Annotated in this window: 26 protein-coding genes, 1 tRNA gene and 1 pseudogene; 15 read left to right on the top strand and 13 right to left on the bottom strand. The window is 69.1% G+C overall.

Annotated elements, in window-relative coordinates:
- Positions 1-2: 2 nt before the first annotated feature.
- The 4 genes from IM543_11175 to IM543_11160 are packed head-to-tail and all read left to right on the top strand — an operon-like array spanning position 3 to position 1555.
- Positions 3-326 carry a hypothetical protein gene (locus tag IM543_11175; protein QOY96323.1) on the top strand — a complete coding sequence of 108 codons (324 nt, stop codon included), beginning with the start codon at positions 3-5 and terminating at the stop codon, positions 324-326.
- A gap of 19 nt (positions 327-345) precedes the next feature.
- On the top strand, positions 346-579 hold the full coding sequence (locus IM543_11170; protein QOY96322.1) for a holin: 234 nt from the start codon (positions 346-348) through the stop codon (positions 577-579).
- Positions 576-1055, top strand: a complete 480-nt coding sequence (locus IM543_11165) for a lysozyme (GenBank protein QOY96321.1) — start codon at positions 576-578, stop codon at positions 1053-1055. The genes IM543_11170 and IM543_11165 overlap by 4 nt, the downstream gene beginning before the upstream one ends.
- On the top strand, positions 1052-1555 hold the full coding sequence (locus tag IM543_11160; protein QOY96320.1) for a hypothetical protein: 504 nt from the start codon (positions 1052-1054) through the stop codon (positions 1553-1555). Before IM543_11165 ends, IM543_11160 begins: the two co-directional genes overlap by 4 nt.
- A gap of 31 nt (positions 1556-1586) precedes the next feature.
- On the opposite strand, the gene IM543_11155 is transcribed toward IM543_11160, so the two are convergent.
- The 6 genes from IM543_11155 to IM543_11130 all read right to left on the bottom strand — a co-directional run bounded on the left by IM543_11155 (position 1587) and on the right by IM543_11130 (position 4939).
- Positions 1587-1751 (bottom strand): hypothetical protein, encoded by a 165-nt coding sequence (locus IM543_11155; GenBank protein ID QOY96319.1) that lies wholly within the window; start codon positions 1749-1751, stop codon positions 1587-1589.
- A gap of 43 nt (positions 1752-1794) precedes the next feature.
- A complete protein-coding gene (locus tag IM543_11150; GenBank protein QOY96318.1) occupies positions 1795-2760 on the bottom strand; it encodes a site-specific integrase in 966 nt (321 codons plus the stop codon).
- 141 nt (positions 2761-2901) lie between these two features.
- Positions 2902-2988, bottom strand: a tRNA-Leu gene (locus IM543_11145).
- Positions 2989-3086: 98 nt separating this feature from the next.
- Positions 3087-4055, bottom strand: a complete 969-nt coding sequence (locus IM543_11140; protein QOY96317.1) for an IS1595 family transposase — start codon at positions 4053-4055, stop codon at positions 3087-3089.
- A 286-nt stretch (positions 4056-4341) separates the two neighbouring features.
- Positions 4342-4542 carry a hypothetical protein gene (locus IM543_11135; protein QOY96316.1) on the bottom strand — a complete coding sequence of 67 codons (201 nt, stop codon included), beginning with the start codon at positions 4540-4542 and terminating at the stop codon, positions 4342-4344.
- 16 nt (positions 4543-4558) lie between these two features.
- Entirely contained in the window at positions 4559-4939 is a 381-nt protein-coding gene (locus tag IM543_11130) for a hypothetical protein (GenBank protein ID QOY96632.1), read from the bottom strand.
- Positions 4940-5082: 143 nt separating this feature from the next.
- Between IM543_11130 and IM543_11125 the strand changes: the two genes are divergently transcribed.
- Positions 5083-5766 carry an SOS response-associated peptidase family protein gene (locus IM543_11125; GenBank protein QOY96315.1) on the top strand — a complete coding sequence of 228 codons (684 nt, stop codon included), beginning with the start codon at positions 5083-5085 and terminating at the stop codon, positions 5764-5766.
- Positions 5767-5846: 80 nt separating this feature from the next.
- Here IM543_11125 and IM543_11120 read toward each other — a convergent pair whose 3' ends face one another.
- The 3 genes from IM543_11120 to IM543_11110 form a co-directional block, all read right to left on the bottom strand.
- Positions 5847-6998, bottom strand: coding sequence for a DUF1565 domain-containing protein (locus IM543_11120; GenBank protein QOY96631.1), 1152 nt, complete (start codon positions 6996-6998; stop codon positions 5847-5849).
- Between the two features lie 500 nt (positions 6999-7498).
- Entirely contained in the window at positions 7499-8653 is a 1155-nt protein-coding gene (locus tag IM543_11115) for a right-handed parallel beta-helix repeat-containing protein (protein QOY96314.1), read from the bottom strand.
- 197 nt (positions 8654-8850) lie between these two features.
- A complete protein-coding gene (locus IM543_11110; GenBank protein ID QOY96313.1) occupies positions 8851-9249 on the bottom strand; it encodes a hypothetical protein in 399 nt (132 codons plus the stop codon).
- A gap of 221 nt (positions 9250-9470) precedes the next feature.
- On the opposite strand from IM543_11110, the gene IM543_11105 reads away from it, so the two are divergent.
- On the top strand, positions 9471-9842 hold the full coding sequence (locus IM543_11105) for a DUF1566 domain-containing protein (protein ID QOY96312.1): 372 nt from the start codon (positions 9471-9473) through the stop codon (positions 9840-9842).
- A 161-nt stretch (positions 9843-10003) separates the two neighbouring features.
- Here IM543_11105 and IM543_11100 read toward each other — a convergent pair whose 3' ends face one another.
- Positions 10004-11452, bottom strand: coding sequence for a M20/M25/M40 family metallo-hydrolase (locus tag IM543_11100; GenBank protein ID QOY96311.1), 1449 nt, complete (start codon positions 11450-11452; stop codon positions 10004-10006).
- A 160-nt stretch (positions 11453-11612) separates the two neighbouring features.
- A complete protein-coding gene (locus IM543_11095; protein QOY96630.1) occupies positions 11613-12683 on the bottom strand; it encodes a metallophosphoesterase in 1071 nt (356 codons plus the stop codon).
- Between the two features lie 267 nt (positions 12684-12950).
- Between IM543_11095 and IM543_11090 the strand changes: the two genes are divergently transcribed.
- The 9 genes and pseudogenes from IM543_11090 (at position 12951) to IM543_11050 (ending at position 23843) form a co-directional block, all read left to right on the top strand.
- Entirely contained in the window at positions 12951-13430 is a 480-nt protein-coding gene (locus IM543_11090) for a PXPV repeat protein (GenBank protein ID QOY96310.1), read from the top strand.
- A gap of 102 nt (positions 13431-13532) precedes the next feature.
- Positions 13533-14492 carry a serine/threonine protein kinase gene (locus tag IM543_11085; protein QOY96309.1) on the top strand — a complete coding sequence of 320 codons (960 nt, stop codon included), beginning with the start codon at positions 13533-13535 and terminating at the stop codon, positions 14490-14492.
- Positions 14489-16828, top strand: a complete 2340-nt coding sequence (locus IM543_11080; protein QOY96308.1) for an FtsW/RodA/SpoVE family cell cycle protein — start codon at positions 14489-14491, stop codon at positions 16826-16828. The genes IM543_11085 and IM543_11080 overlap by 4 nt, the downstream gene beginning before the upstream one ends.
- Positions 16789-18381, top strand: a complete 1593-nt coding sequence (locus tag IM543_11075) for a hypothetical protein (protein QOY96307.1) — start codon at positions 16789-16791, stop codon at positions 18379-18381. The genes IM543_11080 and IM543_11075 overlap by 40 nt, the downstream gene beginning before the upstream one ends.
- Positions 18382-18389: 8 nt before the next feature.
- Complete coding sequence (locus IM543_11070) at positions 18390-18857, top strand: SH3 domain-containing protein (protein ID QOY96306.1); 468 nt, start codon at positions 18390-18392, stop codon at positions 18855-18857.
- 102 nt (positions 18858-18959) lie between these two features.
- Positions 18960-19949 (top strand): protein phosphatase, encoded by a 990-nt coding sequence (locus IM543_11065; GenBank protein ID QOY96305.1) that lies wholly within the window; start codon positions 18960-18962, stop codon positions 19947-19949.
- 121 nt (positions 19950-20070) lie between these two features.
- Positions 20071-21534: pseudogene (locus IM543_11060) on the top strand (FHA domain-containing protein).
- A gap of 459 nt (positions 21535-21993) precedes the next feature.
- Complete coding sequence (locus tag IM543_11055) at positions 21994-23202, top strand: MFS transporter (protein ID QOY96304.1); 1209 nt, start codon at positions 21994-21996, stop codon at positions 23200-23202.
- On the top strand, positions 23199-23843 hold the full coding sequence (locus IM543_11050; protein QOY96303.1) for a MarR family transcriptional regulator: 645 nt from the start codon (positions 23199-23201) through the stop codon (positions 23841-23843). Before IM543_11055 ends, IM543_11050 begins: the two co-directional genes overlap by 4 nt.
- Here the strand turns inward: IM543_11050 and IM543_11045 are convergent.
- Positions 23815-25053 (bottom strand): glycosyltransferase family 1 protein, encoded by a 1239-nt coding sequence (locus IM543_11045; GenBank protein ID QOY96302.1) that lies wholly within the window; start codon positions 25051-25053, stop codon positions 23815-23817. The genes IM543_11050 and IM543_11045 overlap by 29 nt on opposite strands.
- A gap of 21 nt (positions 25054-25074) precedes the next feature.
- Positions 25075-25989, bottom strand: a complete 915-nt coding sequence (locus tag IM543_11040; protein ID QOY96301.1) for a pirin family protein — start codon at positions 25987-25989, stop codon at positions 25075-25077.
- Positions 25990-26006 lie beyond the last annotated feature (17 nt).

Below are 26006 nucleotides of genomic sequence, written 5' to 3'. Positions count from 1 at the left end.
GTATGGGCAAACTCGGCAGGATCTGGCAGAACTTCATCTTCATCCTGATCTCGATCGATCAGACGCTGGGCATGGTGCTCGGCTTCATCATGCATCCGGCCAGCGCCGAACTGTGGCCAGACGAAACGCTCTCGGCGCGCTGCGGTCGGCTCGGCCACCGCTACCCCTACAAGTTCTGGCGCGTCGTCATCGATGCGCTGTTCTACTGGCAGGGCCCCGGTCATTGCGTCAACGCTCACAAGAAGGAGCTGACGCGATACCACTTTCCGCCGTCGATGAGAAACGACGCAGCCACCACCGAAGCCCGCCCCGAGCGGGTTTTTTAACGCCTATCGAAAGGCACCCATGAGCAAAATCTCTGCGCCCGAAGTGGGCAGCTACGCCGGCGGCGTCGTGTCGGTCGGCGCGTCCCTTACCCTCACCGAAGTCGGCATCATCGTCGGTATCGTGACCGCGCTGCTGACGTTCGGGCTGAACGCCTGGTACACGTCCAAGAAGAACGCCCGCGAGCAGAAGCTGGCCGATCTGGATCAGCGCGAACGCGAAGTGCGCCTGGCGCAGCTGGAGGGCGCCAAGTGAACCCGACCCAGCGTAAAGGGCTCGGCGCCCTGGTCGGCGCCGTCGCCGCAGCCGCCCTGCTGGCATTTACGCCGGCATGGGAGGGAACCGAGCTGACCACTTACCGGGACCTGGGCGGGACGCTGACCTACTGCACCGGGGCGACGGAGGATGCGCAGTTTGGCAAGGCCTACACGCCGGCGCAGTGCCGCGCGCAGCTCGACCGGGACCTGGAGTGGCACGCCGCCGGCATCGCGCGCTGCATCCCCATGGACCGACTGACGGACGGCCAGAAGGTGGCCTTCGTGGATGCGGCGTACAACATCGGCGTCGCCGCGTTCTGCCGCTCGAGCATGGCGCGCCGGGCCGCCGCCGGCAACATGGCCGGCGCCTGCGATGCGCTGCTCATGTGGAACAAGGTCGGCGGCAAGGAGGTGCGCGGCCTGACCCGCCGGCGCCAGGCAGAGCGCGAACTGTGCCGGCGGGGTCTGCCATGACTGCCCTGGAACGACTGGCCGGCGCAACGATGCTGCTCGTGATCACCCTGCTGGGCGCGTGGTTCGGCTTGCGCCACTACGGCGCCGAGCGCTACCAGGCCGGCCACGACGCCGCTGTCGCCGCTGGCCGGGCTGAGCTCGACCGCCAGACCGCGGCTTACCGCAAAACCGAAGCCGACCTGCGCGCCCAGCTGCGCGACAAGGACGCCGTGGCATTTACCAAGGAGAAGGAATATGCAACGAATCTCGAAGCTGCTCAGCGTCGCGTGCGCGCTGGCGTTGACCGGCTGCGCTGCCCAACAGGGGCAGTACCAGGCGCCGCCCCGGCCGGTGATCGACCCGCTGCCGGCGGACCTCAGGCTGACAGCGAAGGACCGAGCATTGTGCCCGAGACTGCTGCTGATCTTCTCGGCATCGCCGCAGACGTTGGCGGACTCGTGCGGCGATACGAGCGCGTCGTCGAACGCTTCGAAGCCTGTCAGGCGGTGAGCGCAAAGTAGCGGCGCGGGCCAGGGCGGCGCAGGATCAGGGCTACGCGCGCCGGCGGCTAGGATGCAGCAGCACCCGGCGGGCAAAGTCGAGCGGCAGCCCGAGTTGGAAGAGCGCGCGGGCGCCGGCGAAGACGCCGTGCGATGCGGCGATGTTCAGGGCCGCGTCAACGCGCGCGGCTGTCAGGCGGTCAGTTCGGGTATGCATCGGGCGATGGTAACAGGGCCGGCGCCGGGCCGGATGAGCGGGATCAGTCAAGCCGCGATGCGATGTCCTCAGCCGTCGCATTGTAGTAGGTGCGCAGCTGGTTGATGTTTGTGTGGCCGACCATCCTGGCAAGGTCCAAGACGTCGAGCTTCTGGGCGAGGCGAGTGATTGCCTCGTGCCGGGTGTCGTGGAACGTCAGCCCTTCAATGCCGGCGTTCTTCTTGGCTTTGCGAAACAGTGCATCAAGGATCGCCGGCGTGAGATCGAAGCCGCCCGGCACCAGCTTCCAGAGCTCGAGCGCGTATGCCGACAGCGGCACATCCCGCGGGCGCCCGTTCTTCGTCATGTGCAGACGCGCCACCCTGCCGTGCACATCACCCTTGCTGAGCGCGCAGATTTCGCCAGCCCGCATGGCGGTCTCAATCGCAAACAGGAAGGCGACCGCGATCCGCTGCTGCTTGGTGGCCGGCGCGGTCGGCTTCTGTCGGTCCCAGCCGAGCTGCAGGCACAGCGCGTCGATCTCGGTGTCGCTGATCCGCCTGTCGCGGTGCGGCGGATCCTTCGGCCGCTCGACGTCTTTGGTCGGGCTCTCCTTCAACCATCCCCATTCCCGCCGGGCAACCGTAAAGACATGCGACAGCAGGTTCATGTCGCGGTTGACGGTCGAGCCCTTCACCTCCTGCAGGCGCCCGTCGCGCCACGCCGCAATGTCCGCCGGCTTGACCTCGGCAATCTTCTTGTCGGCCAGCGCCGTGGTGCTGAACCAGGCCAGGCGCTTCGACTCGTTCGCATAGCTGCGCTTCTTCTTCGACACCTCAAGCTCGTAGCGCTCAAAGGCATCGCGCAAGGTCTTGCTAGTCGGCGCCAACTTCCCTTCTTTGATCTGGATACGCTGCTCTGCCTCCCAGGCCAGCGCGGCAGCCTTGGTGTTGAATGTCCCCGAGACTCGCTGTCCGCGCACCATGATTCGGTGCCGCCAGACGCTGCCTTCCTTCTTCGGCGCTGCCATTTTTGCCAATCCCTTTGGTAATTTTTGGCAAATGGTATCAGAAAGGAAGCGCGAAAAACAAAAAGGCATCGCCGCGTTGTTGGCGGGATGCCTTGCAAATCAAAGACTAAGCGAGAAAAACAAGAAAGCAACACTTGACAGTGGTGCCCGGAGCCGGGATCGAACCGGCACGCCCTTTCGAGCACGGGATTTTAAGTCCCGGGTGTCTACCAGTTTCACCATCCGGGCAGCGGGCGAGATTCTAGCATACCGTCGGCCTTGTTGGATTGGAACGGCAACTTTGCAATCTCAGCAATGAACCGGTAGCAAAAAAGGCGCTGTTACCTTTATCTATTGATGACCCCGATTGCGATGCGTAAGAACTGTTCCGCAGTAATTAACTGTGTTCCGTCGAGCGCCCGGTGCCAGCCCAGGTAATTCGGCAGATAGCGCGATGCCACGCCGCGAAAGCGGGCCAGCCAGTCGCGCAGACGCTGATGGAAAGCGTTGACGTTCTGGACGTGGATGGCGATGGCGGCGTGGCGGCGCACCCGCACGCCGGCGCGCAGGTTGACCGCCTGGTGGGCGATCCCATTTTTGCGTGAGAACGCCCGGTAGGCGGCATTGGCGTCGCTGACCAGGAGTGCTTGCCGGTCGAGCCTGGGCAGCAGGTGGCGTTCCAGGTGCGCCGTCTTCAAGGCCCCGCGCCCGACCAATGCGCCGATGGTCTGCCTGGCGCGGTCGCGTGCCACCAGGATGCAGTCGAGCTCGTTCGAGACGCCGCGTTTGCGTGCCGCGCCGCCACGCTTTCTCGGCGCCCGGTCCAGCTTGCGCGCGCCCTTTTGCGATTCCAGGATGAACATTTCATCGGCCTCGACGATGCCGCTCAGTTGCTCTGGTTGGTCGTGCTTGACCCGGTCGACGAAGCGGTGGCGCCAGCGAAACGCGGTGTTGCGGTGCACGCCGACGTCGAGGGCGGCGCGGCGCACCGATGTGGCCCCGATCAATGCGTCCAGGTAGTCGAGCCATTTTTCGCGCAGCCGCAGCCGCGCAAAAGGCGTGCCGCTCAGGTCGTTGAAGCTGCGGCCGCATTCCCGGCAGCGGTAGCGCTGCAGGCCATTGGCATGGCCGTGCCGGTAGCAGCGCGTGCAGGCGCAGCGCGGACATGCGCGTTGGGGTGCGCGGATCTGCTCGATGAGGGCGACGATCCGGTCCAGCCCCGCAGCCGGATGCAATGCCGCCAGTGTTTGTTGGCGCTGCGCCCCGTTCAGCGCGGGCAGCCGCGCGAACCATTTCTTGAAGCTGGGTGTTTTCACGGCCGCTTCCTGTCGATGGAGACAGGTGTTCGACCAGGAAGATGCTCAGCAGTTCACGCCTCATCCATAGTTAACGCTGACAGAGCCAAAAAAATGCCGCTGCCCCATCGAGGCAGCGGCCAAGAACTCAGTGAAGACTGAGCTGGAGACACGCGGAGAGAGGTGGAACTATCCACCAGAGACATAAACAAGATAGGTCCGCCGGGCGAAGCTACAAGCGCCGATTTGTCTCGCGAGTTTGTCAGTGTGATCGCACAAACGTGCGGAAAGATGCAGGGATGGCCGCTCAGCGCAGCGATTCGTAGGCCACGGCCAGGCACACCAGCGCAACCAGCACCAGCACGCCGTAGACGACAATGCGCATCGAGGTCGCCAGCTCGGCCACCGCGCGGTTGGCTTTGCTGTCCAGCTTGCCTTTGCGGCGCGCCGCGTTCAGCAGCATCGACACGAAAACGAACAGGGTCGCCAGGATCAGGAGGATCTTCATGCGGAGAGGTTCCGGATCAGGTACGCGCAGTCACCAGGGCCAGCGCCACCAGCGCCATGATCGACGACACCCCGGTCGCCATGCCCAGCCACAGCATGCGGGTGCGCGCCAGTTCCATCTTGGCGATCAGCTGGGCGTTCTGTTCGGCCAGGTTGGCGATGATCTCGGAAGCCTGCAGCATCTGGGTGCGCAGTTCATACAGGGTCGCTTCGTTCTTGTCGACGCGCAGGATCAGGTTGCCGAACAGGTCTTCCTGCGGCGCGTCCTCGGCGAGCGGCCCGGGCGCCATCCCAGGCGCGGCGCCGGACCGGCGCGCCACCGTGTCCCACAGCCGGCGCGCCCCGCTCGCCACCTGCGGCGCCGCATTGATCACCTCGCTCCACGGCACGGTTTTCAGGACGCTCCACCAGCCAGATGCCATACCAGTTCTCCTATCGGTTCGATTCATCCGCGAGCATACCACTGCGCGACCGGGGTACGCGAACTCATCGGGAACGCTAGCGTGCCGCATGTCCTGCCGCGCTGCGCTAACATCACGTCATGTGCGGACGATTCGACCAGAGCCAGACGGCTCGCTACTACGCCCAGGTGATCGGCTGGACCGACGCGGTCTACGACAGCGAGTCCACGCCTGCCTGGAACGTCTCGCCCGGCAGCTACCGTCCGGTGATGCACCTGCAGGACGGCGAACGGCGCATCGACGACGTGTTCTGGAGTTACCGCGCGCGCTGGGCCGAGGGCAAGCTGCCGGTCATGGTCAACGCGCGCATGGACAAGCTCACCAACCGCTACTGGAAGCCGCTGCTCAAGAACGGTCGCGCCATCGTCCCGGCCCAGGGCTGGTACGAGTGGACCGGCGAAAAGGGCAAGAAGCAGCCCTGGCACATCCATCGCAAGGACGGCGCGCCGCTGTTCTTCCTGGCGCTGGCGAATTTCGGCAGCTTGACCGGGCACGACGCCGATAACCGGGCCGAAGCCGGCTTCGTGCTGGTCACCGACGCCGCCGACAACGGCATGCTCGATATCCACGACCGTCGCCCGGTGGTGCTCGAGGCGGCCGATGCCGAACTATGGCTCGACCCCGCGCTCTCGCCCGAGGAAGCGCTCGACCTGGCGCGGCGCGCCGCCCTGCCCTCCGACGCCTTCGACTGGTACAAGGTCACCAACGCGGTCAACCGCCCGGGCGCGCAAGATCCGCAAATGGCCCTGCCCCTGGCCGACTGAGTTTCCACCGATTTTCCGGCAGGCGTAAAAAAACCCGCAGGCTTGCACCTGCGGGTTTTGCCTGTCCCGGCCGGAACGTCTTAGTGCTGGTAAGCGCCCAGGTCGAAACCGGTGCTCGCATTCCGCACGCGGCCGTCGATGTCGGTCGTCGGTGCATAGGTCGCGATGCCGCGGCCGATGGCCGGCGAGCTGGTGCTCAGCTTGAAGTTCGGCGTCGCGGCGGTGCGCGAGTAGCCGACGAACAGCGGGTTCGAGCTGATGGTGTTGGTGTAGGTGTTGCCGTTCAGCAGGCGGTAGTTGTATTTCGGGTTCTGGAACACCAGGTTGTTCTTGTAGGTGTTCGCGGTGCCGGTCTTGCCCTGCTCCGAGATGCCGTACTGGTTGTCGTACACGATGTTGTTGTGCACGTGGACGTTGTTGGCACCGGCCGAGGTGAAGTAGTAATCGCCGCCGCCGACGATGATGCCGAACACCGACGAGCTCACCGTGTTGTTGATGATCTTGAGGTTGTTTGCATCATGCCACAGGTGGATCGCCGCCGAACCGACGCGGTACACCACGTTGTTCTTGATGGTGCCCGAAGTCGAGTGATAGATGCCCTGGACATAGGTGCAGCCGGCCGGGCCGATGTCGTGCACGACGTTGCCGATCACGTCGCCCATCACACCCTTGTAGTAGCTGTCCACGCCGATCGCCGAACCGCCCGCGCTGCTGCACGGGATGGTGGTGGCGGTGTGGTGCACGTGGTTAGCCTGGATCACGTTGTAGGAACCGCCGGTGTAGATGCCGAGGGTCCACTTGGTGCCCGAGCCGATCTTGCTGCCGTCGACTTCGAAGCCGATGATGCTGACGTAGTTGCCGCGGTTGTCCCAGGCGGTCTTGTTGGTCGAATTGCTTGGGGGGACGATCTTGGCGCCCCACTTGGTGGTCGAGACCCAGTAGATGCGGCCGGTCGCGGTGCCGCTGCCGGTGGTCTTGAAACCGCCGGCGTAGGTGCCCGGGGCGACCCACACGGTGGTGCTCGGCTTGGTGGCGACCTGGGCGGCGCGCGCCAGGGTCTTGAACGGGCTGGCCTTGCTGCCGTTGGCCGAATCCGAACCGGTCGGCGACACATAGTAGTTATAGGTCGTGGTCGGGATGGTCGGCAGGCCGCCGGTGCCGGCCGGACCCGTATTGGTGTTGCGCTTGATGTATTCGTCGCTTGCCTTGAGCTGGCCGGCGATGTAGTCCATGCTGATACCGCGGTCCAGCAGGCTTGCCCACCATTCCAGGCCGGCAGCATCCGGCTCACGGCCCAGCAGCTGCAGGTACAGCTGGCGGATCTGTTCCTTCTGTGCGGTGGTCGCGCTTTCCAGGGCCACGGGAGCGGCCGAGGTGGCGGCGACGGCGTTGGCCGTGCCGAAGGCGCCCAGCAGGGCGGCGGCGGTACCGCAGAGGACAGCGTGGTGACGGATGTGCGAAGCGAAAGCGAAAGTCTTGTTCATCTGTGTTTTTCCTGTGTGCCCGAAGTGAGTGGGCGTGGAATGACGGGCAAAAAGTGCCCCATGCGCCGGAAAGTCCGGTGCAGGCGGCCACCTGCAAAAGGGCGGTGGCGTCTTCCTGGTTGCTTGTTCAGGCGCACGTGACCGTGCGCCCTCGGGGTGCACAGGCGGAGGCCGCCTGCACGGGATGGAACTGCTGGTTACTGCTGGGTGCTGCTGGGTGCTGCTGGTTATTCCTGGTTGCTGCTGGATCAGTGCTGGTACGCGCCCAGGTCGTAGCCGGTGGCTGCATTCCGCACACGGCCGTCGATGTCGGTCGTCGGTGCATAGGTCGCGATGCCGCGGCCGATGGCCGGCGAGCTGGTGCTCAGCTTGAAGTTCGGCGTCGCGGCGGTGCGCGAGTAGCCGACGAACAGCGGGTTCGAGCTGATGGTGTTGGTCGCTTTCAGGCCGTTACGGAGCGAGATGTTGTAGGTCGGGTTCTGGAACACCAGGTTGTTCTTGTAGGTATTCGAGGTGCCGGTCTTGCCCTGCTCCGAGATGCCGTACTTGTTGTCGAACACGATGTTGTTGTGCACATGGACGTTGTTGGCGCCGGCCGAGGTGAAGTAGTAGTCGCCGCCGCCGACGATGATGCCGAACACCGAGGAGCTCACCGTGTTGTTGACGATCTTGAGGTCGTTCGCGTCGTGCCACAGGTGGATCGCCGCCGAACCGACGCGGTACACCACGTTGTTCTTGATGGTGCCCGAGGTCGAGTGGTAGATGCCCTGGACATAGCTGCAGCCGGCCGGGCCGATGTCGTGCACGACGTTGCCGATCACGTCGCCCTTGACGCCCTTGAAGTAGCTGTCCACGCCGATCGCCGAACCGCCCGCGCTGCTGCACGGGATGGTGGTGGCGGTGTGGTGGACGTGGTTGCCTTCGATGACGTTGTAGGAACCGCCGGTATAGATGCCGAGGGTCCACTTGGTGCCCGCGCCGATCTTGCTGCCGTCGACCTCGAAACCGATGATGCTCACGTAGTTGCCGCGATTGTCCCAGGCGGTCTTGTTGGTCGAATTGCTAGGCGGGACGATCTTGGCGCCCCACTTGGTGGTCGAGACCCAGTAGATGCGGCCGGTCGCGGTGCCGTTGCCGGTGGTCTTGAAACCGCCGGCGTAGGTGCCCGGGGCCACCCACACGGTGGTGCTGGCGCGGGTGGCTGCCTTGGCGGCACGCGCCAGGGTCTTGAACGGTGCAGCCTTGGTACCGGCCGCGGTGTCCGAGCCGGCGGGCGACACGTAGTAGTTATAGGTGGTGGCAGGCGTTGCGGCGGCGGCGCTGCCGAAGGCGCCCAGCAGGGCGGCGGCAGTGGCGCAGAGGGCGGCGTTAAGGCGGAAGTTCGAAGCGAAAGTCGTGGTCATTGATGGTTTTCCTGTGTGCCCGGCTGGGTGGGCGAAGAACGGCGGCAAAGAAAGCCGCGGTGCACCGGAAATCCGGTAGCGCCGGCTACCTATGAAAGAGCGGTGGCATCGTCCTGGTTGCTGAATCAGGCACACACGCTTGTGAGCCTATGGGAGCACGGGCGCTGGCAGGCGCCGGTGCGGGATGGAACTACTTGTTACTGCGTGATGGGGCCGCCCTGTTGTCCGGTCTGCGCCGGCTGCTGCTCGCTGCCGTAGCCGCTCAGTTCGAACTCCGCTGTCGTCGTCGAGTCTGTCGCCTGCCCAGGGGCGCCGGCGGCGTTGATGGCGGGTGCCGGTTCAGTGCCTGCCGCGGCCCCTGCGTCGATGCTTGCCACAGGCGCCGTCTCGGCGATTGCTTCGACTGCAGCGGCGGCTGCGACGGGACGCGCAGCGGCTACGGCGCCGGCATCGGTGCTCACGCCGGCGGCGGTCGCCGACAGCTGATCACCGCCCCCGTCGATGTTGCCGCCGCAAGCGGTCAGCAGGACGGCGGCGCCGCAGCACAGCAGGGACGGGATGCGGAATGTCGATGCAAAAGCCTTGAATTGTTTCATGAAGGTTACAAGCCTCATCAAGTGAATGTAACCCTTTGAGCTAAGGAAACTGCCTAAGTTCAACTTTTTTGAAAAAAAATTTTCTGGGAGTAACAATCATTCAAGATCAATTTCCCTTGGGAAATCAAACACTTGCATGAGCTAGATCGAACATGCGCACGCAACCAAAGCCCGGTGTGAACGGTCTTACCAACTGGCTACCAACCGAAGGGACGTGTTAAATGGGCGAGTACATGCAAGTTCGGGCCATGCTGCAAGAAGGCGAGGCCTACGCGGGACTGATCCTGGGCAAGGAAGAAGATCCCGATTACCACCTGGTGCTGTTGCCGGGCGAGGCGGTCGACGTCAGCTGGACAACGGCGGTCGAATGGGCAGTCTCATGCGGGGGCGTGCTGCCGACGCGGCGCGAGCTCGCCTTGCTGTTCGCAAACCAGCGCGAGGTATTCGATCGCAACTGGTACTGGTCGAGCGAGCCGCACGAGACGCGCACCCAGTTGGTCTGGGGGCAGAACTTTGCCAGCGGCATCCAGACCATCTACGGCCGCCCCTACCGTGGCCATGCGCGGGCGATACGACGCATCCCCGTACCCTGAAATGCGACGCGGCCCCGTTTGGCTGCCGGGGCCGCGGACGCTCAAGGGATGAGCTTGGATGAAGGGCGGCCGAGCGGCGGCTGAGCGGCAAATGAGCGGCAAATGAGCGGCGGAGAAGCGCTACTATACTAGTGCGTCCGCCGGCAGACCTGCCGTGTCGATCAGCGCTCCGGTACCTTGGCGCGGCCGATCGGCTGCTCGATGTTCGCCAGGAACCAACTGGTCGCCGCCATCAGCGCCACGTGGCGGCGCAGGTGGTCGGGATCGACCTTGTCCAGCGTATCGGCCGGGGTGTGGTGGTAATTGAAATAGGCGGACGTGTCAATCAGCGGCGCGAAGCTCGGCACGCCTGCACGTTCCAGGCCCGACAGATCGCCGGTCGAGAGCGCATCCTCGCGGCGGAACACGCCGGCCCCGATCGGCTGCAGCGCGGCCTGCAAGGGGGCGAACAGCTTGCTCGAAGCCGCCGGCACGCTGGCGCGCAGGCCGAAGGGCCGGCCGGCGCCATTGTCGCTTTCGATCGCACCGATGTGCTTCTCGGCATTGGCCTGCTCGGCGGCCAGGTAGCCGCGCGCCCCGCGGGTGCCGTTCTCTTCGTTCATCCAGGCAATCATGCGGATGGTGCGGCGCGGTTGGTAATCGAGCTTCTTGAGGGTCGCGAGCACGGCCATGGCACTGGCGACGCCGGTGGCGTCGTCGTGCGCGCCGGTGGCCAGGTCCCACGAATCCAGGTGCCCCGACACGACCACGATCTCGTCCGCCTTGTCGGTGCCCGGCAGGTCGGCGATCACGTTGTAGCTGTCGGCGTCCGGCAGGTTCTGCGGCGTCAGCACCAGCTTCATGCCGAGCGGGCCGCGCCTGGCCAGGCGGCTCATCAGCATCGCGTCTTCCGCAGTGACGGCCGCGGCCGGAATGCGTGCCGTGTCCAGCAAGCCGGTGTTGCCGGTGTGCGGGATACGGTAGTCCGCGCCGCCCACCGAGCGCACCAGCACCGCGGCTGCGCCCAGTTCGGCCGCCAGGCGCGGGCCGTCGCGGCGGTAGGCCGAGCCCTGGCCATAGGCCGCGCCGGCCAGCCCGCCTTCGGCCATGTGCTGGTCGAAGGCCACGTCGAACAGCACGATCTTGCCCTTGACTTCGGCCCCGCGCGCCTTCAGCGCATCGAAACTGTTTACCACCAGCACCGGCGCGGTCAGGCCGGCGGCCGGGGTCGCGCCGGAACCGCCGAGCGCGGTCAGGACCACGCGCTGGGTGATGCCGTCCGGACGGCCGGCATAGTCGACCAGTTCGCCGGTCTCGGCGCCGCGTACCCAGTGCGGCACTTTCACCGGCTGGAGGGTCACTTTCGCACCGAGCTTGCGCATCGCTTCGGCCACCTGGGTCACCGCCGCCGCCGCACCCGGCGAACCGGACAGGCGGGGGCCGATCAGGTCGGTCATGTCCGCAAGGCGCTCCCAGGCGTAATCGCTCTGCATCGCCGTGTCGCGGATCCTGGCGAGCGCCGCCGGGTCGTTGCCGGGACTGGCGGCCAGCGCCGCGCTGCTGAGCACCGACGTGGCAAGGCCAGCGGCAAGAACGGTGAGGACAGGGAAGCTGCGGCGGCTGCGGTTCATGCGTCGAATCCTGGTAAGTTCCGGGGATGTCAACGATAGCGCATCCGGCAAGTTTTTGCAGTGAAATATTGACGTCTTTACACGTGCCTTGCACCCCTGGCTGGTACGCGTGCCGCGCAGGCCTGCCCCTCCCCCCCCCTGTCCCGGTCGGGCAGCAGACTCAGGCGGGGACCAGACGGAGCAAGGTGATTTCGGAAGGGGCGCCAAAGCGCTTCGGCGGCCCCCAGTAGCCCGTGCCGCGGCTGATGTACACCCACATGTCGCGCACCCGGTGAAGACCGGAAACAAAAGGCTGCTGCAGCGGCACGAACAGGTTCCAGGGGAAGAACTGGCCGCCATGGGTATGGCCCGACAGTTGCAAGTGGAAGCCCGCCTCCGCCGCCGCCGGCGCACTGCGCGGCTGGTGCGCCAGCAGGATGCGCACGTCGGCCGCGTCGCGCGACGCGCCGGCCGCTGTGCGCGGGTCGCTCTTGTGCGCCGGGTGGAAATGGTGGGCGGTGTAATCGGCGACGCCGGCGATCATCACGGTGGCGTCGTGGCGGCGCCGCAGGACATGCTGGTTCAGCAGGACGATGACGCCCAGGCGGCGCACCTCGGCAATCCACTCCTCGGCGCCGGAATAGTATTCATGGTTGCCGGTCACGAAGAACACGCCGTCCGGCGCGGCCAGGCGGGCCAGGGGCTGGGTATGCCGGCTCAGGCGGTGCACGCTGCCGTCCACCAGGTCGCCGGTAATGGCGATCGCGTCCGCGCCGAGCTCGTTGACCCGGTTGACGATGGCGTTCAGGTAAGGCCGCTTGATGGTCGGCCCGACGTGGATGTCAGAGACCTGGGCGATCGCGTAGCCGTGCAGGCTCGGGGGCAGCCCGGCGATCGGCACCTCCACCTGCTTCACCCGGGCCAGGCGGCGCGCATTGACGAAGCCGAGCGCGGTGACGGCCAGTGCCACCACGGGCACCGCCACGGCGCTGGCGCGGACCACGTCGGCACCGGGCAGCCCCGCCAGGCGCAGCGCCAGCAAGACCAGGTCGCGCGCCAGCGTGCTCACCAGCAGCGACGAGAAGAAGCCCATCGAGAGCAGCCCCAGCCAGCCGACCAGTTCGGACCAGCGGCGCCGGCGCAGCGAGGCCGACATCAGCCCGACCGGCACCAGCACGGTGAGCACGACCAGCACCAGCACGGCGGCCACATTGAACAGGACGCCCATCGCCATGTCCGGCAGCAGGCGCATGCCGATATAGATTTGTAACAGGATCAGCAGGAACAGGATGGTGGCGAAGGATCGGTTCACGGAAGGCGGCGGGAGCGGAAACGGTAACATTTGTTAGATGGGGCGGCCGCGCCCCTCTGCAAGGGCCGCTTGCGATGTTACCGGTGCATGTCCGTTTGTAATAATCTGTATGAACGGATGGCAGCGCGATTCCCGCGGTCTATAGTGCATTCCATGCCTGGCGTCGACCTGATCATCCTGATCTCCGCACAGGCAAAAGGAAAAGCCATGTTGAAATCTAAAATTGTTGGTGCGGTGGTCCTGGCCGCGGTTGCCGTCTCCCCGGCGGCAATGGCGGACGACCGTGGTACGAATACCGCCATCGGCGCCGTCCTCGGCGCGGCGATCGGCGCCAGCGCCGGCGGCTCGGGCGGCGCCCTGGTGGGCGGTGTGCTGGGTGCGGCCGTGGGCAACTCGATATCGTCCCGCGACGACCGCCGCTACGCCGACAACCGCTACTACGACAGCCGCTACTACGACCGCCGCGGCCATGGCTACGGCCAGGTCCAGCCGCGCGCGGTGTACGTCCAGCCGCGTCCTGTGTACGTGCAGCCGCGTCCGGTGTACGTGCAGCCGCGCCCGGTGTACGTCGAGCGCCGCGACTGGGACCGCCATGATCGCCGCGACTGGGATCGCGACGACCGACGCGACCGCCATGACCGCCATGACCGGGACCGTAATGACCGCTGGGACCGCCACGGCCGCTGAGCACATCCTTCCACGCCGCGCCCTGCGCGGCTTTCCTGTCCTTTCCCTTCCCCCCAGCTAGGCCTCTCCGAAGACGCATCGCGTCGTTCGTGAGAGGCAAGCATGGTCCAGCAAGGCACAATCGTTTCCCTGGCGGGCGGCCAGTACCGTCTGCGTGAGCAACTGGGCGGTTCGGCCTACGGCCTCGTATGGCGCGCCGACACGCCGCGCGGCAGCGTCGCGCTCAAGCTGGTCAACACCATCCAGATGGCGCGCGCGCCACGCGCACTGCGGCAGCACTGGATCGACGCCGCCCGCGCCGAAGCGGCATTCCTGGCGCGGCTGGCGCCCTGGGACGGCCGCCACATCGTGCGCCTGCTCGACAGCGGCAGCCACGAGGGCTTGCCGGCGATGGCGCTGGAACTGCTCGACGGCGACCTCGCCGGCCACCTGAAAGCCGAGCGTGCCGCCGGGAGCGCCCCGGACGCCATGCAGGCGCTCGACTGGGTCGCGCAGGTCAACCAGGCCCTGGCCAAGGTGCATGCGGCGGGCTTTCGCTACCTCGACCTCAAGCCCGGCAACCTGCTGCTCGAGCGCCGCACGGGCGGCCTGAAGCTGGCCGACTTCGGCACCAGCCGCGCGCGCCCCGAGGCCCCCGACCGCGCCTATGCCGGCACTGCCGGCTGGCAGGCGCCCGAGCAGTTCTTCGCGGACCCGCGCGGCGTCTACCTGACCGACCCGCGCAGCGACTATTTCGCCCTCGGCGCCCTGCTCTACTGGCTGGTGTGCGGCCGCAAGCTGCGCTATGGCGCCGCCTGTGGCCAGGCCTTCGCCGCCCATGGCCGCGAAGGCGCCGCCGTCCTGCGGCGCTCATCCGGCGGCATTCCGGCCACCCTGCACCCGGACGAGGGAGCCAGGTTTGCGCAGGCCTTCGGCGCCGCCGGTGCGCAGGCGGCCGCCCTGCTGCGCGCCCTGCTCGCCCCCCTGCCGGAGGGCCGGCCGGGGCATGCGCTGGCGATCAGCCGCATGCTGTGCGCCCTGCGCGCCGGCGCCGGCCACGCAGCGTGGCGGAGGGCGGCGTGATTCCGCGCCGGGGCGCCGCCGCGCTGGCGCTGGCGCTGCTGTGCGCGCTGCAGCTGCTCGCCACGCTGCGCGCGCCGCCACGCTACCTGCCGGCGGCGCTCACGCTGCGCGTCGCGCCGGGGGAGTCGGTGTCCCTGGGCCGCGCCGAACTGGCCGCGCCGCGCGCCGCGGCGCGGCAGTTCACGGTCGGGCGCGATGCCGCGGGCCGCTGGTGGCTGCGCAACACCAGTCCCGCGCAGGACGCCGTGCTGGTGCGCGCCGACGAGCGCCTGCACAGCGGCAGTGTGGTGCTGGCCGCGGGCCAGCGCCTGCAGGCCGGCGCAACGGTCTTCGACGTGCTCGCCGCAGGCGAAGACCGCACCCGGCTGCGCGACGGCCGCCACGACTGGGAATACGACGGCGCCTTGCTGCTGCGCGACGGGCGCGCGCAGCCGGCCTGCCCCGACGCGGGCACGGCGGCGCGCCTGAGCGGCTGGTGGAACCGCTTCGCTCCCGGCTTCCTGCGCTTCCAGCGTCCGCTCGTCTTCGGCGGCCATCTCGACTGCGGCAACCGCCTCGCCGTGGCCGGCCTCGAGACCGGCAAGCTGATACTGGCGCGCAGCGCCTCCGGCACCCTGGCCCTGAAGGTGCGCGGGGCGCAACCGGTGCTGCTGCAAGACCAGGGCAGCTGGGTCGATGCCGCGCGCCGTGCGCATCCGCTCGCCGGCGTGAGCGCGATCGCGGTCGGGCGTACCCGCTTCGCCGTCTCCAGCGAGGGCGACTCGCTGCGGCTGCGGCCGAGCCGCCAGGTCGCGTTGTTTGCGCAGCCCAAGGCGGAACTGCCGGCGGGCGTACAGTGGCAGTGGGCGCAGCGCGCGCTGTGGCGCCTCCCGGCCCCGTCGGCGGCGGCCTGCTGCGCCGCGCTCGGGGTGTTCCTGCTGGCCGGCGCCGCGGGCCTGCGGATCGGCGGGGCGGTGCGCGACGCGGCCGGCCTGGCCAGGCTCCTGGCCTCGTGCCTGATCCCGGCGCTGGCGCTGATGCTGTTGCCGATGCAGCGCAGCGGCGTCCTGTCGGGCTCCGGCTGGACCCTGCTGCTGGCCTGGGCCGCGCTCTGGCATGCCTTGCTGTGGCCGCGGCGGCCGTCCTGGCTCGGGGTGGTCGCGGTGCTGCTGCTGGGCGCCGGCCTGCTGGTCCAGCTCGAGCTGGGCCTGGGCGCGCACGATACCGCATGGCTGCGCCACGTCGACACCAGCGGCATCCTGCTGGCCGCCGGGCTTCCGCTCGGCCTGCTGCTGCTGGACGGCGCGGCGCGCGGCGCCCTGTCGCGCCCCGCCGCCGAGTGGCTGCTGGTCGTGCTGGCGCTGGTTGCGCTGGCCGGCCTGCTGCTGCAGGTGATGTTCGGCGACGAAACCGGCGTGTTCGATATCCAGCCGGTGGAGTTCGCCAAGCTCGCCCTGGCGGCCCTGAGCGCCCATTGCCTGGCGCTGGCGACCGGCACCGACGCCATCCGCGCCCGCCGCGGCTGGCGCGACGGCTTGCGCATGCTGGCGCCGGCCCTGCTGTTCGTCCTGCTGCTGGCAGTGGCGCTGGTGCAGGTCGACGACTATTCGCCCCTGATCCTGCTGCTGGTCTGGGCCGCGGTCACGCTGCTGGCCTGGTGCCTGGCCAGCGGCCGCCGCCGCCAGGCCGCCTGCGTGGCCGGCCTGTGCTGCGTCTTCCTCGGCGCAGCGGCCGCCCTGCAATCGACCGGCGCCGCCTTGAATGGCGGCTTCTACGCCGAACGCTTCCAGGTCTGGGCCGACCCGGGCGCCCATCCGCACACCGGACAGCAGATGCTGCTCGGCGCGCGCGCGGTCGCCGCCGGCGGCTGGCTCGGCGCCGACGGCCTGCTCGGCGCCGCTTCCCTGGGCGGTCCCGCCGGCGACGCGCTGCACATCCCCGCGGTGCAGGACGACTTCGCCCCGTCCTTCCTGATCAACCGCCACGGCCTGCTCGGCGGCCTGCTGCTGTGGGCGCTGCAGGCGGCCCTGCTGGCGGCGCTGCTGCATGCCGCCGCCAGCGCGTGGCGGGCGGCCTGCGGCGCCGGCGATTTCCGGCGCGCCTGGCTGGGCCGTTTCCAGTGTTTTCTGCTGAGCGGCGGGGCCGCCTTCCTGGGCGGGCACTTCCTGCTGTCCTGGGGCACCAACCTGGCGCTGTTCCCGATCATGGGCCAGCCGATGAGCTTCCTGTCGGCCGGCGGCTCGCACCTGCTGTTTTTCATCTGCCCCCTGCTAGCGTTCGGCATGGCGAGCGTTCAATCTTTCGAGGAGATGTCATCATGCCGGTCTATGTCCAACACGAAGTCCTGGCCAAGGTAGAGGACGTGTTCAATGCCGAGGCGCTATGGCAGGCGCCCGGCCTGGCGCTGTTCGCGCGCCGCCCGCTGCTGCGCGACCTGCTGGAGCGCGCGCCGCGCGAGCTGCGCGGGCGCGCCGCCACCCGTTGTTTCTCGCACGTCACCCTGATGCTGCCGCAGGACGAGGTCGACGACGACCGCCACCTGACCCGCGGGGCGCGCGTGCGCGACCTGGCGCAGTCGCTGGCCGCCCTGCACCAGAAGGATTTCGGCGACCTGCTGGGCGGCGACGAGGTGCGCTACCACGTGGTCGGCATGGACGCGGTGGCGCCGGGCGAAGTGAAAGTCAAGTTCGGCCACGCCGTCTACCTGCCGGCGCCGGGCGAGCAGTTGCTGTACACGGTCACGGCCTCGCGCGACAGCGCCATCTGGCAGCCGGTGTGCGCGGTCTACCCGAACCAGCGCCTGACCCTGGTCGGCCAGGACGAGGCCGGCGCCACCTTCGCGGTGCCGGGCTGGCCCTTCGGCGCCGACGCCGGCATCCTCCTGGTCAACGATGGCGCCGACACGCCGATCGAAGTGCAGGTGCGCCCGAAGGACGCCCTCGACTGCACGTTCGACGCGGCCAGCGGCTACTACGTCATCCGCGGCAAGTCCACGGCCGGCGACGGCAGCGGCCAGCGCCTGCTGCTGAAGATCAGCCGCGCCGGTGCGCCGGCGCCCGCCGCACTACCCGATTCCGCGGCGCCGCGCGCGCCCGCGGTTTGGAAACCGCGCGCAGCGACCGCCGACGTTGCCGCCGACTTTGCTGCCGGCGCTGCTGCCGGCGCTGCTGCCGACGGCGAGATGACGGCAATGCCGCTGGCCGCCGCGCCGGCCGCCGCCCACGCGCAGACCGAGAACGACGCCACCTATGCGCCGGTGGCGCGCCACCGCATCACCCTGGCCGCGCTGGCGCTGCCGCGCCTGAGCCGCTACCGCGACACCGGTGCCCAATCGCTCGAGATCGGCCTCGGCGCCGGCCTGGCGCCGATGGCGCCGGGAAAGGACAGCCTGATCCGCTTCCTGGTGGACGATGCCGACGACGTGCATGCGATCACCGCGGCCGGCCGCCAGCGGGTGAGCGTCCCCGCGCGCTTTGCGCCGCTCGACGACGCCAGCATCGGGCTGCACGCGGTGCCGCTGCAGATGGCCGACCGCTACGCGGCCTTGCTGGCGCTGCCGCAAGGACCGGTGCAGCCGGCGCTCGCCGGTACCCGCCACGTGTTCGGACGCGGCATGCCGGCCCTGGCCGCGCTGCGGGTGCTCGATGTTCCGGCCTGCCTGCGCCATGCCGACGGCAGCGCGGCGGCCAGCGCCGACCGCCTCGGTCTGTCGCGCCAGGCTTTCGGCTGGGAAGCCGGCAGCGACGGCCTGCGCGTGGTGCGCCTGTCCGAGACCCAGGCCCTGTATCACCTCGACGCCGACCTGCGGCTGGTGGCGCAGGTGGACGGCGCCACCGAGGAGCAGCCCTACCTGGTCCCGCCCGGCCACCACCTGGTCGCCGGCCACTACGTGCTGCGCTTCGACGCCTGAGGCCCGACATGCCGTCCGTGACCGCGATTGCCGCCTACGGCGCCGGCCTGCTGCTCACCCTGTGCCTGGCGGCCTGGCTCAGCCCGCGCGCCTGGTGGCGCCGGGCGAACCTGCGCGCCGCCGCCGTGCTGATCGGCGGTACCGCGCTGCTCGGCGGATCGCTGCATGCCCTGTTCGCAGCCGGGTCCGCAGGGCGGACCGCCGCGCCGGCGGCGAGGCTGGCCGCGGCCGGCACGCCGGTACCGGGCACACCGGCGGCGGGCGCAATGTACCGCGTCCGCGACCACCTGAACCTGCGCGCGGATACCGGCGTCGATGCGCGCCGGTTGGCGGTGGTGCCGGCCGGCACGCAGGTGACGGCCAGCGGCCGGCGCCGGGGCGACTGGTGGCAGGTCAGCGCCGTGGTGAACGGCCGCCGCCTGGACGGCTGGGCCAGCAGCCTGTGGCTGCGCCGGACCGACGAAGGCGTCGAGTAAGGGAACGATAGCGCGGCGCAAGCCGGAACACCCGCGCCCATCAGCGCTTCGACAAAGCCTGTTCAGGTGTAAAGTACCGGGATTGCCATTCTCATCCTGCCCATGCCTCCTGCCGTGTCCGACATCCTGTCCGGGTTCCAGTTCGCGCCCTTCCATGACGTGGCCGTCGCCAGCCGGCGCGGCAGCGGTCCCGTGCAGCGCACCGAGAACCAGGACAATTTCGTCGTCATCGACTATGCCGGCCAAGCCTGCCACCTGCTGGGCCAGGCGCTGCGCCGCGTCTCCGTGCGCGGCTGGCCGCCCGGCCACGGCCGGCTGGCGGTCCTGGACGGAATGGGCGGGCACGGCCACGGACGCGAGGCGGCCGAGGCGGTGGCGAGCGGGCTGCTCGCCATCCCGCCCTGCCATTCGGCGGCCGAACTGGGGCGCCGCCTCGACCTGCTGCACGCCGAACTGCAGCGCCATTTCGCTGCCGAGGCGGGGGCCCGTCCGGGAACCACGCTGACCATGCTGGAGCTGCCGCCGGGCGCGCCGCCGCTGCTCTACCATGTGGGCGACTCGCGGCTCTACGAAATCGGCCCCGAGCGCGCCATGCCGCTCACGGTCGACCATGTTCCCGCCACCGCCGCGGCGCTGGCCGGCCGCCTTGACGAGCAGGGCTGGTGGCGCCAGGTGCACGGCGCGCACGCACCGCAGATCGCCCAGGCCTTCATTCTCGGCAATGCCTTCAGCAAGCCGGCGCAGCTGTCGGACCCCTTGTTCGAACTGACGCCGCTGAACCTGCCTTCCTGGCTGCGCGCCCTGCCCGACCGGCGCGTCCTGACCCTGCGCGAGGACGCCGTCTACCTGCTGGCAAGCGATGGCTTCTGGTCCTGCGCCGCACCCGAGCGCTTCGTGGCCACCTGGCCCGCGCTGCTGGCCGGCGCCCCCAGCGCACAGGACATGGTCGCGCGCCTGTTCGGGGCACTCGAAGCGACACCGCCCGAGGGGCTGCACGCCGACAACCTGACCGCGCTGGTGCTGCGGCCCTTGCGCGCCCGGGCCGACCGCCATGCGGACGAGACGGCCTTGCCGGACGGCGCGCCAGAGTAAGGAAGCAGAAGTTCCCAGCAGAAAATAATGTTGCCAATCAATGAATGCGGCGCGCCGCTGGGCTGAAAAAGCGCGTAAGCTTTGCAATGTTGTCGAATTCCACCGAATCAGCCACCGCGCCATGAACCGCTGCTGCAATCCAGAGCACCCGCACTGCACCGTCTGGGTCATGCCCGGCGAGGACCTGTGCGCGCACGGCCATGCGCAGCCGACGCCTGCCCCGGCCTCCCCTGCCGCTACCGGCGGTCTGCCGGCCAGCCTCGAGATCATCAGCGCGCTGCGCGCGCAGCATGGCGCTGTTCCGGACATGGCGCCGGCGCCGCGTGACGGCGGCGCGCCCTTGCAGCGTCCCCAACTGCACATCAGCGGCTTCGACCCGCGCGCGGCCGGCGGACGCCAGGCCATCAAGCTCGAGCTGCGCGGCATGCCGATGGATTGCGCCGCCGAAGTACGGATGCTGGTGCGCTCCGGCCTGCGCCTGCGCGAGGGCGAACGCTACGCCTTCCAGCGCACCTCGCGCGGCGAATGGCGTCCGGTGTTCCTGGAATTCTCTTCGCGCGGGCTGGAACACGGCCAATACCGCATCGACATCGAGCTGCACAGCCGCCATCCGCAGCGCCTGGGACCGGCGCGCACCTGGACCTGCTCGCCGGTGATCCTGGTGCCGCGCCCCGACGCCAGCCTGGGCGAAATCCACCAGACCTTCCTGGCCACCTGCAAGAACGTGCGGGTGACCGCCGACGACGCCGGCATCGCGCGCGTGCAGGCGCCGGGCGGCGGGCGCCTCGACATCGACGTGGTGGCGCGCAACGCCTCGATCGCCCACCTCGACCTGCGCGATCCGATCGACGCCGGCGGCAAGCTCGACCTCGGGTTCTCGACCATCGCCTGGGACGAAGACCTGATCGAGATCGACGTCCCCCTGGCCGCCGCCGGCCACCCCTGTCCGGCCAGCAGCGCCTGCCTGGTGCATGCCGACCCGGATGCGTCGGCGCAGCGCCACCTGCGCCTGTTCGCGCTCGACGAGTGCGTGCTGGGCCGCTTCGAATCCAGCGCGCCCGAAGCCGACCTGCTGCTGGCCCACTACGGCGAGCACGGCCAGGATCACGGCGGCCTCACGCGCCGCCTGTCCGGCCGCCACGCGCTGGTCCGCCAGGGCCGGCATGGCGTCGAGATCGAGGACGTATCGCGCTACGGCGTGCTGCTCGACGGCGTATGGCCGGGCAAGCACACCCCGGTGACGCTGCGGCTCGGCATGCGCATTGCGCTCACCGCCAGCATCCGCGGCGTGGTCGAACTGGAAGTGACGGCCCTGCTGGCGCACGGCGTGATCCTGCACCGCGTGGATGGCGGCGCGCGGGCGGAAGCCTTCTATATCCTGACGCCGGAGACCGCGCCCGCGCGGCCCGACATGGCGGCCCAGGCGCGCGCGGCGGGCATGCCGCTGCTGTTCCACCGCGATGGCGGCTTCTGGCATCTGGATCCGGCCACCGGCCTCGAGACGCCGCTGGCGCCGGGCGCGCCGCTGGACCGGCTGGCCGGCATGGGCCGGCTACTGCGATTCACGGCCCATCCGTACCCGGAAACGCGCGCGCAAACGCCCCGCGCCGGCGAGCGCCGGCGAGCGCAGCCTGCCGCCTGGCTGGATGCCTGAAGCCCGGGCTTCAGCCACCCGGCGGACGCAGTACCAGGAAGATCAGTGCGGTACCCGCCAGCAAGGCCGCTTGCAGGCCAAAGACGATGACGGGAATCAGCAGGTGGTCTGGAATTTTCATCGCGCGTCCTTTCGTTTGCGTGACTTAAAACCCATTCGGGATGCCCAGTCTACGCGCGCCGATTGCGACCCCGCGCTACTTAGCCGCGGATAAATTTCCTGCGTTATCCGCGCCTTGTTCAGCGCCTTGTTTGCTCCCCGTTCACATGGCGTCCGCGTGGCGCCGACAGCCTGCATCCCGGCCGTTCAGATAAGTAAATATTTCCGTTTACTTATCCGGTCGACACCCCTACACTTCCGGTATTCGCCGATGACCACACCAGGAGTCGCATGCAACATCGTCTGCTGATCGGTAGTGCATGTCTGCTCGCGCTGCTCTCGACCATCGGCGCCTCGCTGGCCTATCCGCTGCTGCCGCCGCTGTTCTCTGGCACGCCGAACGCGCTCAACGCCTTCCTCGGCCTGCCGCCAAAGCTACTGTTCGGAATCGCGCTGATGGTCAACCCGGCCGGCATGCTGCTCGGCAGCGCCGTGCTCGGTTCGATCTCGGATGCGCTCGGCCGGCGCCGCATGCTGCTCTTGAGCACGCTCGGCGCCGCTGCCGGGCACCTGCTGACGGCGTATGCGCTGCTGGCGCAGTCCTATCCGCTGCTGGTCGCGGCGCGCTTCTTCACCGGTATCCTGGAAGGAAACGGCGCCATCCTGCGCGCGCTGCTGGCCGAGCGCATCGACGGGTCGCTGCGCAAGCACGCCCTGTCCTGGCTCAACGGCGCCTCCAACCTGGGCTGGCTGGCCGGTCCGCTGCTGTCCGGCCTGAGCGCCGGCTACAGCATCACGCTGCCCTTTTGTATCGCCGCCGGCGGCCTGCTGCTGGGCGCCGTGCTGGCGCTGCTGGCCCTCCCGCCGGAAGCGCTCCCCCGCGCCGCCCGCAGCTGGTGGTCGCTGGCCCGCGAACGCCACGCCTTCACCCTGCTGCGCCACGGGCCGCTGCAGACCCTGTTCCTGATCCACCTCGCCTATTCCTGCGGCGTCGCCGGCTTCTACGAATTCTTCCCCCTGTGGCTGGTGGAAGTGGGCGGCTACGACGCGGCCGGCATTGCCCTCGTCAACATGGCGATGTGCGGCGTGATGACGGTGACCGCCCTGTTCGCGGGCCGCACCCACCCGGTCGATCCGCGCCTGCGCGTGAGCGGCCAGGCCGGCGCGGTGGCGCTGGCGATCCTGTCCGTCGGGATCGGCAACCTGGGGATCGGCATGGCGGCCATCATCGTGTTCGGCCTGCCGCACGCCTTCTACAACGCCACCCTGCAGGGCTGGGTGGCCGAGCATTTTGCCGCGCACGGGCAAGGCGCGGTGATGGGACTGCTGTCCACCACCTTCTGCCTGGCCAACATCGTCATGGCGCTCGGCGGCGCCCTGCTGGCGCTGGCCGACACCCGGCTGGCGCTGGTCGCCGGCGGCCTGCTGGCGGCCTGGGCGGCATTCTCGATGCGCCGCTGGAGCCGCCAGGGCGACTCGATCCACCAGGAATTCGCATGAACACGGCCGAACAGGTTTTACTGCTGCTGAAGACCCGCGGCCCGCAGACCGCCCAGGGCCTCGCCGCCATCCTTCACCTCAGCTCGATGGGCGTGCGGCGCCAGCTCGAAGCCGCCGAGGACAAGGGACTGGTCGGCTACCTCGACAGGCCGGGCAAGGTGGGCCGCCCGGTGCGGCTGTGGCAGCTCACCGGACTGGGACACGCGCGCTTTCCCGACCGCCACGCCGCGCTCACGGTAGACCTGATCGGCCAGGTACGCGCGCTGTTCGGCGAAGCCGCCATCGACCAGCTGATCGACGCCCGGGAAGCGGCCAGCGAAGCGGCCTACCGGGCCGCGATCGACCCTGGCGCACCGCTGGCCCGGCGCGCCGCCGCACTGGCCCTGCTGCGCGAGGCGGAAGGCTACATGGCCGAGACCGAGGTGGCGCCCGACGGCAGCGTGCTGCTGGTCGAGAACCACTGCCCGATCTGCACCGCCGCGCGCGCCTGCCAACATTTCTGCCGTTCGGAACTGGACGTGTTCCGGCGCGTGCTGGGGCCGGACGTGCAGGTCGAGCGGGTCGAGCACGGGTTGGCCGGGGCGCGCCGCTGTGCGTATCGCATCGTCCCCATCATCGCGCACGCACCGCCTGCTCGATAAACCGCGCCGCCTCCGCGGCGCCGCACTCCCCCGACAGCTGTTCGCCGATGGCGGCTGCCCGTCGCCGCATGCCCGGGTCGTCGACGGCCTTGAACGCTGCCGCCAGGATCGCGCTGCCGAGGCGCCTGCGGGGAATCGGCGCGGGACCGGCGCCGAGCGCCGCGACCCGCCGGCCCCAGAACGGCTGGTCGCCGAAGAAGGGGCAGACAATGGTCGGCAGTCCGGCCCGCAGCGAGGCCGCCGTGGTGCCTGCGCCACCATGGTGCAGGGCCGCGCTGACGTGCCTGAACAGATGCGCGTGCGGCGCCGCCGCGATCACGTGGACATGCTCGGGCGCCTGCGCGACCTGCAATGCACCGCCGCCGGTGGCCAGCACGCCGCGTTTGCCCGCCATCGCCAGCGCCTCGATGACCTGCCGGGCCAGGGCGCCGGCATCGATCGCGGGCATGCTGCCAAAACCCACATACACCGGCGCAGCGCCCCGGCCGAGGAAGGCGTCCAGCCCCGCGGGCATGGTCCAGTGGCCTTCGTCGAGGAAGCAGTAGCCGGCTACGCACACCGAACTGTCCCAGTCCGCCGGCCTGGGCAGCACGCTCGGGCTATACGCGTAGAGCGTGGCGAGCGGTCGCCGGCGCGCCCTGCCGCCGCCGAGACCGAGCACCTCGCGCCGCCACCGGCCGAGCAGCCTGCCGAACAGCAGGTCCCCGCCATGCATCGAGAACCAATGGCTCATCCTGTTGAGCGGTCCCAGCGTCGATACCGGGAACAGCGGGCTCGGAAAGGCCGACGTGGGGGTAAAACCCGGCAAGGGAGAGGCCAGCATGGCGGGGATGGCAAGGCGCTCCGCCATGTGACGCGAGGCGAGCGATTTCGGGTGGTAGACGATCAGGTCGGGCGTGAATGCGGATACCGCCTGCCACTCGGCGTCGAACAGCCGCCGCATGAGCGGCTGCACCTGCTTCAGGAGTTTGCAGGCCGCGCCGATGCCCCGGACGCCCTGCATCGCGGCGGCCGCCTCGGGCGCGTCCAGCAGCGCCAGGAACTGCGCCGGCAATGGGGCGAAGCCGACGCCCCGGCTTGTCGCCAGGTCGTGAAACTGCGCCGGACCGGCGAGCTGCACCCGGTGCCCGCGCTGCGACAGTTCGAGCGCCAGCGCCAGGAAGGGCTGGACGTCGCCGCGGCTTCCCAGGGTCTGGATGCAGATCCTCATCCGACGCCCGACAGCGCAGGCTCAGTCGCGCCCGCGCTCGCCCGACGGCTCCTGCTTCCAGGCGGCCGGCCAGGCCGGCAGCGGAATGCGCTCGTCGTCGCCCGGCACCGGCACGAAGGCGTTCGCTTCCCAGTCGCGCGCGGCCTGCTCGATGCGCTCGCGGCTGGAGGACACGAAATTCCAGAAGATGTAGCGGCGTCCGTCCAGCGGCGCGCCGCCGACCAGCACGAAGCGTGCGCCCGCGCTTGAGGACACCCGTGCCGGGGCGCCCGGTTCCAGCATCGCCATGGTGTCGGCCGGGACCGCTTCGCCGTCGACCTCGATCGCGCCGATCGGCGCGTACACCGCGCATTCCTCGGGCAGGCCGTCGAGCGCGATCGATCCGCCCGGCGCCAGCTGCACGTCGAGGTACAGGGTGGGCCCGAAGGCCGGCACCGGCGAGCTGCGCCCGAACGCCGTACCGACCAGCACGCGCACGCTGGCGCCCTGCAACGCGACTTCCGGAATCTGGTCCGCCGGCGTATGCGAGAAGGCGGCCGGCGCCTCCTCGTGCTCGCGCGGCAGCGCCGCCCACAGCTGCAGCCCGTGGGTACGGCGCACCTGCCCCAGCAGGTCTTCGGGGGTGCGCTCGGAATGCACGATGCCGCTACCGGCCGTCATCCAGTTGATCGCGCCGGGCTCGATCCGCTGCTCGGTACCCAGGCTGTCGCGGTGTTGAATCGCGCCTTCGAACAGGTAAGTGACGGTGGCCAGGCCGATGTGCGGGTGCGGACGCACGTCGTGGCGCGCACCGGGCTGCGCTTTCACCGGCCCCATGTGGTCGAAGAACAGGAACGGGCCGACCGACTGGCGCGCGGCCGCCGGCAGGATGCGCCTGACCGTGAAGCCGCCGCCGAGGTCCTTGTCGTGCGATTTGAACAGGTGGGCGATGGCCATGGCGAGGTCTCCGTGCC

The organism is Massilia sp. UMI-21 (genome assembly GCA_015277795.1).
Taxonomy (GTDB): domain Bacteria; phylum Pseudomonadota; class Gammaproteobacteria; order Burkholderiales; family Burkholderiaceae_D; genus Telluria.
Note: the sequence above shows the minus strand (reverse complement) of the source record. Positions and strands in the feature narration are given on the sequence as shown.